The 9,626-nt window shown below is 47.2% G+C and carries 10 protein-coding genes; 5 read left to right on the plus strand and 5 right to left on the minus strand.

The window, feature by feature from the left end:
* The 5 genes from DW640_RS22605 to DW640_RS22625 all read left to right on the plus strand — a co-directional run.
* Window positions 1–373 (plus strand): ABC transporter ATP-binding protein (locus DW640_RS22605; RefSeq protein WP_117578978.1); only part of this gene is annotated, 373 nt, incomplete at its 5' end.
* Window positions 374–448: 75 nt separating this feature from the next.
* Window positions 449–1,669: an ABC transporter permease gene (locus tag DW640_RS22610; RefSeq protein ID WP_008765923.1), complete on the plus strand. Its 1,221-nt coding sequence runs from the start codon at window positions 449–451 to the stop codon at window positions 1,667–1,669.
* A gap of 18 nt (window positions 1,670–1,687) precedes the next feature.
* A complete protein-coding gene (locus tag DW640_RS22615; protein WP_117578979.1) occupies window positions 1,688–2,761 on the plus strand; it encodes a sensor histidine kinase in 1,074 nt (357 codons plus the stop codon).
* Between the two features lie 70 nt (window positions 2,762–2,831).
* Window positions 2,832–3,530: a LytTR family DNA-binding domain-containing protein gene (locus tag DW640_RS22620; protein WP_008765924.1), complete on the plus strand. Its 699-nt coding sequence runs from the start codon at window positions 2,832–2,834 to the stop codon at window positions 3,528–3,530.
* Window positions 3,531–3,951: 421 nt separating this feature from the next.
* A complete protein-coding gene (locus tag DW640_RS22625) occupies window positions 3,952–4,650 on the plus strand; it encodes an SOS response-associated peptidase (RefSeq protein ID WP_008765986.1) in 699 nt (232 codons plus the stop codon).
* Between the two features lie 285 nt (window positions 4,651–4,935).
* Here DW640_RS22625 and DW640_RS22630 read toward each other — a convergent pair whose 3' ends face one another.
* The 5 genes from DW640_RS22630 to gnd form a co-directional block, all read right to left on the minus strand.
* Entirely contained in the window at window positions 4,936–5,886 is a 951-nt protein-coding gene (locus tag DW640_RS22630; RefSeq protein WP_011107658.1) for a Dyp-type peroxidase, read from the minus strand.
* Between the two features lie 184 nt (window positions 5,887–6,070).
* Window positions 6,071–6,787: a 6-phosphogluconolactonase gene (pgl, locus tag DW640_RS22635; RefSeq protein WP_008763421.1), complete on the minus strand. Its 717-nt coding sequence runs from the start codon at window positions 6,785–6,787 to the stop codon at window positions 6,071–6,073.
* Window positions 6,784–8,280 (minus strand): glucose-6-phosphate dehydrogenase, encoded by a 1,497-nt coding sequence (gene zwf, locus DW640_RS22640; RefSeq protein WP_008763420.1) that lies wholly within the window; start codon window positions 8,278–8,280, stop codon window positions 6,784–6,786. The genes pgl and zwf overlap by 4 nt, the downstream gene beginning before the upstream one ends.
* Window positions 8,281–8,464: 184 nt before the next feature.
* Entirely contained in the window at window positions 8,465–8,632 is a 168-nt protein-coding gene (locus DW640_RS23850; protein ID WP_162531727.1) for a hypothetical protein, read from the minus strand.
* Window positions 8,625–9,626, minus strand: a 1,002-nt coding sequence (gene gnd / locus DW640_RS22645) for a decarboxylating NADP(+)-dependent phosphogluconate dehydrogenase (RefSeq protein WP_117578980.1), incomplete at its 5' end; no start/stop codon positions are given. The genes gnd and DW640_RS23850, both read right to left, overlap by 8 nt.

The following is a 9,626-nucleotide window of genomic DNA, read 5'->3' on the forward strand; positions in this document are numbered from 1 at the left end:
GCGTGCCGTCGAAGCGTTGCAGGCGGTAGGTCTGGGCGACCGGTTGGAGCATAAGTCCAACCAGATGTCCGGAGGACAGATGCAGCGCGTAGCCATCGCCCGTGCACTGGTAAACAACCCTGCGGTCATCCTTGCCGACGAAGCAACCGGAAACCTCGACACACGTACGTCTTTTGATATACTTGTCCTGTTCCAGAAACTTCATGCGGAAGGACGTACCATTATATTCGTAACGCACAATCCCGAAATCGCGCAATACAGCAGCCGGAACATCCGCCTGCGCGACGGTCATGTCATTGAAGATACAGTCAACTCTCATGTCCTGTCCGCCGCCGAAGCACTGGCCGCATTGCCCAAAAGCGACGAGGATTGAAGATAAGTAATAGGTAATAAGTATTAGGTATTGGGTATTAAGTATCAAATATTAAGTAATAAGTAACAGTAGTTTATGAATGGAACTAACTTATTTAAAATAGCTCTCCGGGCATTGGCGAACAACAAGCTGCGTGCTTTCCTCACCATGCTTGGTATCATCATCGGTGTCGCTTCCGTCATCACGATGCTCGCTATCGGTCAGGGATCGAAGCGAAGCATCCAGCAACAGATATCGGAGATGGGATCGAACATGATCATGATCCATCCGGGAGCCGACAGACGGGGGGGTGTCCGGCAAGACCCATCGGCTATGCAGACGTTGAAGCTGACCGACTATGAGGCCTTGCGCGATGAGACCAATTTCCTGTCCGCCATCAGTCCTAATGTGTCTTCGTCGGGACAGCTTATCGCGGGTAACAACAACTACCCGTCATCCGTCAGCGGTGTCGGGCTGGAGTATCTCGACATCCGTCAGCTGAGTGTAGAAAGCGGAGATATGTTTACGGAAGCCGACATACAGAGTTCGGCTAAGGTCTGCGTGATCGGTAAAACGATTGTAGACAACCTCTTTCCGGACGGAAGCGATCCGATAGGGAAAATCATCCGCTTCAACAAGATACCGTTCCGGGTGGTCGGTGTGCTCAAAGCCAAAGGGTACAACTCTATGGGACAGGATCAGGATAATATCGTACTGGCTCCTTACACCACCGTCATGAAACGATTGCTTGCCGTCACCTATCTTCAGGGTGTCTTTGCTTCTGCCCTATCGGAAGACATGACCGAGTATGCTACCGATGAAATCACGGAAATCCTGCGGCGCAACCATAAATTGAAAGCTTCGGACGAAGACGATTTCACCATCCGTACCCAACAGGAGTTGAGTACGATGCTAAACTCTACCACCGATCTGATGACCACCCTGCTCGCCTGTATTGCCGGAATATCTCTGGTGGTCGGCGGTATCGGTATCATGAATATTATGTACGTGTCCGTCACCGAACGTACCCGTGAAATCGGTCTGCGTATGTCCGTCGGCGCACGTGGCGTTGATATTCTGAGCCAGTTCCTCATCGAGGCTATCATGATCAGTATTACGGGAGGTCTTATCGGAGTCATCATAGGCTGCGGAGCCAGCTGGATCGTGAAGAGCGTGGCACACTGGCCTATCTTCATCCAACCTTGGAGTGTCTTCCTTTCTTTCGCAGTCTGCACCGTCACCGGAGTCTTCTTCGGATGGTATCCTGCAAAGAAAGCAGCAGATTTAGACCCGATAGAGGCAATCAGATACGAATAAAAAACTATCTTTGTCTTTATGAAACAAAGCCTAACATCCGCACGTCGTCCCCTGGAAGCACTGATACACATTATCGGCTGGGGGATTATGTTCGGTTTTCCGTTCTTCTTTGTAGAGCGCGAAAACGGAAACATCAACTGGATGGCATACTTACGCCATTCTGCCGTACCGTTGTCTTTCATGATCGCGTTCTACGTCAACTATTTCCTGCTGGTTCCCCGATATCTTTTTCAGAGCCAGACCAAGAGGTATATTACTTACAATATTCTCCTGTTGTGTGTCATCGGTCTGATGCTGCACCTTTGGCGGAGTCTGACATTCGATCCTTCCTTTGTTCCCAAGCCTCACCGGTCGGGTGGTCCTCCGGGATGGCTGTTCTTTGTCAGAGATATGCTGAGTCTCGTCTTCACCATCGGACTGAGTGCCGCCATACGTATGAGTGCCCGATGGACACAAGCGGAAGCTGCCCGTAAGGAAGCGGAACGGAACCGTTCGGAAGCGGAACTGAAGAATCTGCGCAATCAACTGAACCCGCATTTTCTGCTCAATACGCTGAACAATATCTATGCCTTAATTGCTTTTGATACAGACAAGGCGCAACAAGCTGTGCAGGAACTAAGCAAGCTCCTACGCTATGTGTTGTATGATAATCAGCAGACCTACGTCCCGCTAGGCAAAGAGACTGCCTTTATCCGCAACTATATCGAACTGATGCGCATCCGCCTGTCTTCCAATGTACAGATGACTACGCAGATTGATATACTGCCGGACAGTCGGACTCTTATCGCACCGCTTATCTTTATCTCGCTGATCGAGAATGCCTTCAAGCACGGTATATCGCCTACGGAACGGAGTTTTATCCATATCCATCTTGCGGAAAATGAGACGGAAGTGATCTGCGAGATAAGCAACAGCAACCACCCGAAGAACATAATGGACAAGAGTGGTTCGGGGATAGGACTGGAACAGGTGAACCGACGACTGGAGATTCTTTATCCAGGCCAGTATACCTGGCAGAAAGGAATTTCGGAAGACGGCAAGGAGTATAGATCAAGGCTGAGCATCCGTGTGAGGGAGAGTATTAATAAGTAATAAGTATTAAGTAATAGGTAATAATTGAGAGTATATTCGGTTTAGGTAATTAAATAAAATATAGAGAATTATGATATTACGTTGTGCCATTGTAGATGATGAGCCATTGGCTCTGGGCCTACTGGAAAGTTATGTGAATAAGACTCCGTTTCTGCAACTTACAGGAAAATATTCCAGTGCAGTTCAGGCAATGAAGGAGTTGCCGGGCGAAGAAGTCGATCTTCTTTTCCTTGACATTCAGATGCCGGAACTTAACGGACTGGAGTTCTCACAAATGGTAGATTCCCGTACGCGTATCGTTTTTACCACCGCATTCGGTCAATACGCTATCGACGGTTATCGTGTCAATGCACTCGATTATCTGCTGAAACCGATCTCGTATGTCGATTTCCTGCAAGCAGCCAATAAAGCCCTGCAATGGTTCGAGCTGGTGCAGAAGCCGGAAGAGATAGACAGCATCTTTGTAAAAAGCGACTATAAGCTGGTACAGGTAGAACTGAAAAAGATCATGTACATCGAAGGACTGAAAGATTACATCAAAATATATACGGAAGATGATACCAAACCCATCTTGTCACTCATGAGCATGAAAGCCATGGAAGAGCTTTTGCCTTCCAGCCGGTTCATACGTGTACACCGTTCATTCATCGTCCAAAAGGACAAAATACGGGTGATCGACCGTGGACGTATCGTCTTTGACAAAACGTATATCCCCATTAGTGATAGTTACAAGCAGGTTTTTCAGGCATTTTTGGATGAAAGAAGCTGATGATTGTCTAATTTATCGGCAAAAAAGTGAATTTTGTCGATTATAGTTTGTCAGAAATCGGTTTTATATGTAACTTTGCAACGAACAGAAAGGGATTGTGAAATTCCAAGAATAGAATAGTTTAGTTAAGTCTAGTTTAGTTTTTGTGTTGAGTGCTTCCTCGTCGGCGGACGATCTAGGAAGCACTTTTTATTTATCTATTTATAGAACAAGCTGGACGATAGCACTAAATCAAAGAAAAATAACATAAAGTTTGATTATACCTAAAGCTCTTTTATATTCTATTAAATCTTAATACATTTCTTTTTGCGAGCAAAGACTTGACTCCGTTTGTTTATAGGGGGGATGCTCAAACAAGAACAGCTCTCCGGACGTTATACTACTGATATCAACCAAATTATAAACATTAATTGCAGATAATATGTGTTTCCACAACTCCATGTCAGCCAAAGCCATCAAAGTTGCCGCCCGTTACGGACGCCAATCGGATGTAGTCGAGATTTACCAAAGCATTCTTGACGAACAGTATCATGTGAATGCGTTCACTTTCCCCAGATATCCTATCATTACTTCTTCGGACGAAGTACAGGTTTTCAACTGGGGACTCATCCCTTTCTGGGTAAGAAGCGAAGAGGATGCGACAGAAATAAGAAAGATGACACTCAATGCCCGTGCGGATACCATTTTCGAGAAACCGTCTTTCCGCGAACCGATCATGAAGAAACGGTGCATAGTGCCCAGTACCGGCTATTTTGAATGGAGGCATGAAGGAGCAAACAAAATACCTTATTATATATATGTGAAAGATGAACCTATCTTCTCGATGGCCGGCATCTACGACCGTTGGCTGGACAAGGATACGGGAGAGGAACACGAAACTTTCTCCATCATCACCACTGACACCAATTCGCTGACCGATTACATCGATAACACCAAGCACCGGATGCCCGCCATACTCACCCAAGAGGAGGAAGAGAAATGGCTCAATCCCTCATTGAGCAAGGCCGAAATAGCTTCTTTACTGAAACCCTTCGATACAGAGAAGATGGATGCATACGTTATCAGAAACGATTTCTTAAAGAAATCTCCCAATGATCCGACAATAGTACAAAGGGCATAGGAAAAAGAAGTTTATCCTAAAAAAGTGAGAGGTGTGAGGGAGGAATTGCAACTTTTATATTTTTATTTCACTGTTTCTACTCTCTAATTTTCAACTAAAAAAAATACGAATGTTAGAAATCCTCTCTCACTCCTCTCACTTTTTCCCCTTTATTTCATGAAATTCGGAAGAAAGTACAAAAAGAAACAGAGTTCAAAGAGTAAAACGTGGTGGGAAATCCGGAAAACATAACCATCTTTTCCGAACTTCCCACCACGTTTTATCTAGTTCGCACCGTCCGGTGATTTACTCACCCAACTCGCCCAGCAAATCATACGACGGCACAAAGAAAAGCGTCCCCGTTATTGCCGTACTGAAATCGAGCAAGCGGTCGGTATTGCCCGCCGGACTGCCGATAAACATATTCTCCAACATCCGGCGAGTCGTGCTGAATGTACTAGCATACCCAATAAAATACGTACCATACTCCCCCTTCGAAGTATTGGCAAACGGCATATTGGCACGTACAATCTTCAGATCATCACCGATATTGGTCACAGCATTATGCGCATTCCCCGGCTTCTCTTCGTCCGACAGCTCCACATCATTGAACTTATGACGTCCGATCACCTTTTCCTGTTGTTCCACCGGAAGCGCATTCCACGCAACCATATCATGAATGTATTTCTGCACAAACACATAACTGCCTCCTGCAAAATCCGCATCCTCCTCGCCTATCACCGCAAAATGATAGGGATTCTCATCGACAGCAGGATTCTCCGTACCGTCCACAAAGCCGATAATCGCCTTACCATCCATATAGCGAAATCCATGCGTCTCATCAACAGACACCACAGCCCCTTTAAGCTTCTCATCAAGGATAGAAGCAAACTCGAAACACAGCCCCATCTGCTTCGCCCGAATATGGAACAACAAATCACCGGGAGTAGAAACAGCTGTATACTTCTCCCCTTTTATCTCGGAGAAAGTACTCAGCTCTTTCGGTTTACCCTTATCGGGGAAAAGCCGCGTCCACGCATCAGCCCCGAATCCCATCGTGCAACTGAATTGCATATCAGGAAAACGATTGCGCATACTACGGATCATTGCCGAGAAATTGGCACATACATCCTTTACTTTATCAACCGTATCGGGGGAATCTGTCAGGTTATAGACTATAAATATTACATTCTCTCCCTGTTTTCCGGCCACATCCTGTGGGATATGACCGCCGAACGAATTTTGAAATGGATTCATATTCTTTTAATTTTAGTTTTTTAGTTTCGCCCATAAGATATATCCGGTGATAAAACCGAATCAAAACCGAATGGCTACATAGGCAAGAAGCTCCCGGCTTCGACCCCGTGAGCTTCTCTCTTCTCCAATGTTACTCTCTCTTCTTATATATAATATACTTTGTCTTTATATTGTCTCTCTCTTTTCAGTCATTCCGCACATACATCGCGGCTCCGGCATCCATAAAGAGTTCGACATTCTCCGCATGATGCGCTATATAAGCCGCCGGTCCCGTATCTCCCGAGTGGCAGATTTCTTCCACCACTTCCGCCTTCGCCTTTCCGGTAATCAGAAAAATAACAAGGCGGGCAGTCAGAATCGGAAATCCGGTCATTGCAATGCGTTTCTGTCCGTTACGGGGATGAGTGCTGGTCACATAAATCTGGTCGGAAGAGAGCAAAGCCTCCTGTCCGGGGAAGATAGAGGAAGTATGTCCGTCATCTCCCGCTCCCAACAGCACAATGTCAAATTCGGGCCAGCCATTCTTCTTGGGTACCTGCCGGCTGACAAGTTCGGAATAGCGGGCTGCTTCTTTTGCCGGTTTCTCTTCACCGCGAATGCGGTATACATTTTCGTAAGGAATGGGCACTATCCCCAAAAGCAGGGAACGCATCATTCCATAATTACTATCAGAATCTTCGGGAGGAACGCAACGTTCGTCTACCCAATAAAGTTTCATACGCTTCCAAGGAGTAATATCAGCGTATTCATTTGCCCATAAATCAAACATCAAGGCGGGAGTGCTGCCACCACTCACTGCTATGTTGAACGTTTTGTCCGGTTCAGCATTCATGATATCCACCAGGTGGAATATCAACGAACGGGCTGTCTCCATAGACGACGGGAAAACAGATAGTTTCATAGTTCGCAATATTGGTCTGTATTTGTTAAATTCTTACACGGATTGGTCCAGTCTGCCCCATGCTCGTGCATCATAGCTTCACTTTCGAGAGGTCCCCACGTACCTGCCGGATAGCCGTACAAAGGTGCGTCCGGATTATCTTTCCAATAACGTAAGACCGGATCAAAGAAGTTCCAGGAAGCCTCTACAGCATCACTTCGAGTAAATAAGGTCGGATCTCCCTGAATGCAGTCGTCAATCAGACGGGCATAAGCGTCACCACTCGGCACGCCGCCCAACTGTGCGTAACTGAAATCCATCGTCACCTGACGGACTTCGAAACCTGCACCCGGAACCTTCATTCCGATCTTCAACACAATACCCTCGTTTGGTTGCAAACGAAGGATCAACTTATTAGCCCTCGGACAGTTACCGCCGGAACAGCGGAACATCTGATGGGGCGTCTCGCGGAAGTGAACGACAATCTCCGTCACCTTCGTCGGCATCTGCTTACCGGTACGGATGTAGAACGGTACCCCGCTCCAACGCCAGTTACTGATGCCCAGCTTCATCGCAATATAAGTCTCCGTTCGCGAGTCGGGAGCCACTCCCTTTTCCTCACGATACCCCTTCTTATTGCCCGAAGCCGTATATTGTCCGCGAACGATATGTTCATTCAAGTCCGTCTCCGTAAGCGGAGTCAGCGACTCATAAACCTTCACTACCTCATTCCGGAAATTATCCGCATTGAATACCGCCGGCGGCTCCATAGCCGTAAGAGCTACGAGTTGAATCAGGTGATTCTGCACCATATCCCGCAAAGCCCCCGCCGTCTCGTAAAAACCTCCACGCTGCTCAATACCCAGATTCTCTACAGCAGTAATCTCCACATAATCAATATAATTACGATTCCATAACGGCTCAAAAATACCATTGGCGAAACGGAAAGCAAGCACATTCTGCGCCGTCTCCTTGCCTAGAAAATGATCGATACGATAAATCTGATGCTCATCAAACACAGAAGAGTAAATCTTATTCAACTCAAGCGCCGACTCCAGATCATACCCGAATGGCTTCTCAACAATAATACGAGAATGAGGAGTATTCAGCCCGGCCGCCTTCAAATGCAAAGGCACCACCCCATACAGCGAAGGCGGAGTAGCCAGATAGAACAACAAATTATCCGGATCGACCTCCTTCGTAAGCTCTACCAAACGCTCCCGCAACTGCGAATATCCCTCCACTTTCGCAGGATCCATCGGCAAATAATACAAATGAGACACAAAAGAAGACATCAGCTCCAAATTCTGCTCTTCAGCCTTTACAAACTGCTGCAACTCCCCAAGTATATATGAACGGTAATCTTCATCAGAATAGACAGTACGCCCAATTCCCAGAACAGTAAAACTCCCCGTCAGCCGTTTATCCCGATACAGAGAGTACAATGCGGGCATCAACTTGCGTTTAGTCAAGTCGCCCGAAGCACCAAAAATAATCATTGCAAATTTATCCATCGTCGTATTTTTAACTTTTTACCTTTTATCCATCCATCACCGCACCTAAACCGACCAGCCTCAACCAACCGACAAACCGACCAATCTCAACCAACCGCCCTAACGCATAATCACCCACACACCCACTACTACCCCCACCTACAACTTACCATCCGAACGGTCTCCCGGCCTCACCGAAGGAGCGTCAAGCGGAGGCTGTATCTCCGGCGTGAAGAAGGGCAGGCTGTTTGAGCGGAGCGAGTTCCTGCCCTTTAGCCGGAGATGCGGCCGGAGTAGCTCCGTAGGTGCAGCCTTGATTTTTTCTTTTGGTACCTTTCTTTTGCATCAAGGCAAAAGAAAAGTACTCAGACATTATAAGTCCCCGACTTCGTCTCCCCTCCGTGTCCCGTCCAATTCTCATGAAAGAACTGTCCGCGCAACTCATCCTTCCTCTCAAACGTATGCGCACCGAAATAATCACGCTGCGCCTGCACCAGATTGGCAGGTAAATTGTCAGAAGTCAGCGAATAAAAATAATTCAAAGCCGAAGAGAAAGCCGGAACAGGCAATTCCTCCTTCATCGCCTCCGCCACCAGATTCTTCCATCCGGGTAGCAAAGACTTGATTTCCTCACGGAAGTAAGGAGCCAGCAACAAATGCTTCGGCTTATCCGCCGCCTCAAAAGCAGCAGCTATATCATTAAGGAAAATACTGCGGATGATACATCCCCCACGCCACATACGGGCAATGGAAGCCAAATCCAGATTCCATCCGAAAGCATCAGAAGCCCGCTGCAACACAGCAAAGCCCTGCGCATACGACACCAGCTTGGAAGCGTAAAGGGCAGAAAATATCTCCTTCACCAATTCCGCCTTATTATATACAGGTAATGTATGCTTGCACAAGAACTGCTTGGAAGCCAGATGACGCAACTCCTTCTGAGCCGAGAGACTGCGTTCGAACACCGCCGTGGCAATCAAGCCCAACGGCATCCCCAACTCCATCGCATTGATGACAGACCACTTTCCCGTCCCCTTCTGTCCGGCAGCATCGAGAATCTTATCGATCAGATACCCACCGGATTTATTCTTGTGACGCAAAATATTAGAAGTAATCTCAATCAGATAACTGCGCAACTTCCCTTCATTCCAACGGGCAAAAACGTCCGCCATCTCCTCGTTCGTCAGATCAATGAGATTCTTCATCACCCAGTAAGCCTCGGCAATCAACTGCATATCACCGTATTCGATACCGTTGTGAATCATCTTCACAAAATGTCCCGACCCGGCAGGGCCTACCCACTGGCAACAGGGAGTTCCGTCCGGCGCTTTCGCCGCGATGCTCTGCAAGACAGGCTTCACTTCCGG

The sequence above is a fragment of the Bacteroides sp. AM23-12 genome (genome assembly GCF_003434395.1).
GTDB lineage: Bacteria > Bacteroidota > Bacteroidia > Bacteroidales > Bacteroidaceae > Bacteroides > Bacteroides thetaiotaomicron.

Coding starts and splice junctions, on each gene's coding strand:
- DW640_RS22610 (WP_008765923.1), top strand. CDS start 449: ATGAATGGAACTAACTTATTTAAAATAGCTCTCCGGGCATTGGCGAAC.
- DW640_RS22615 (WP_117578979.1), top strand. CDS start 1,688: ATGAAACAAAGCCTAACATCCGCACGTCGTCCCCTGGAAGCACTGATA.
- DW640_RS22620 (WP_008765924.1), top strand. CDS start 2,832: ATGATATTACGTTGTGCCATTGTAGATGATGAGCCATTGGCTCTGGGC.
- DW640_RS22625 (WP_008765986.1), top strand. CDS start 3,952: ATGTGTTTCCACAACTCCATGTCAGCCAAAGCCATCAAAGTTGCCGCC.
- DW640_RS22630 (WP_011107658.1), bottom strand. CDS start 5,886: ATGAATCCATTTCAAAATTCGTTCGGCGGTCATATCCCACAGGATGTG.
- pgl (WP_008763421.1), bottom strand. CDS start 6,787: ATGAAACTATCTGTTTTCCCGTCGTCTATGGAGACAGCCCGTTCGTTG.
- zwf (WP_008763420.1), bottom strand. CDS start 8,280: ATGGATAAATTTGCAATGATTATTTTTGGTGCTTCGGGCGACTTGACT.
- DW640_RS23850 (WP_162531727.1), bottom strand. CDS start 8,632: ATGTCTGAGTACTTTTCTTTTGCCTTGATGCAAAAGAAAGGTACCAAA.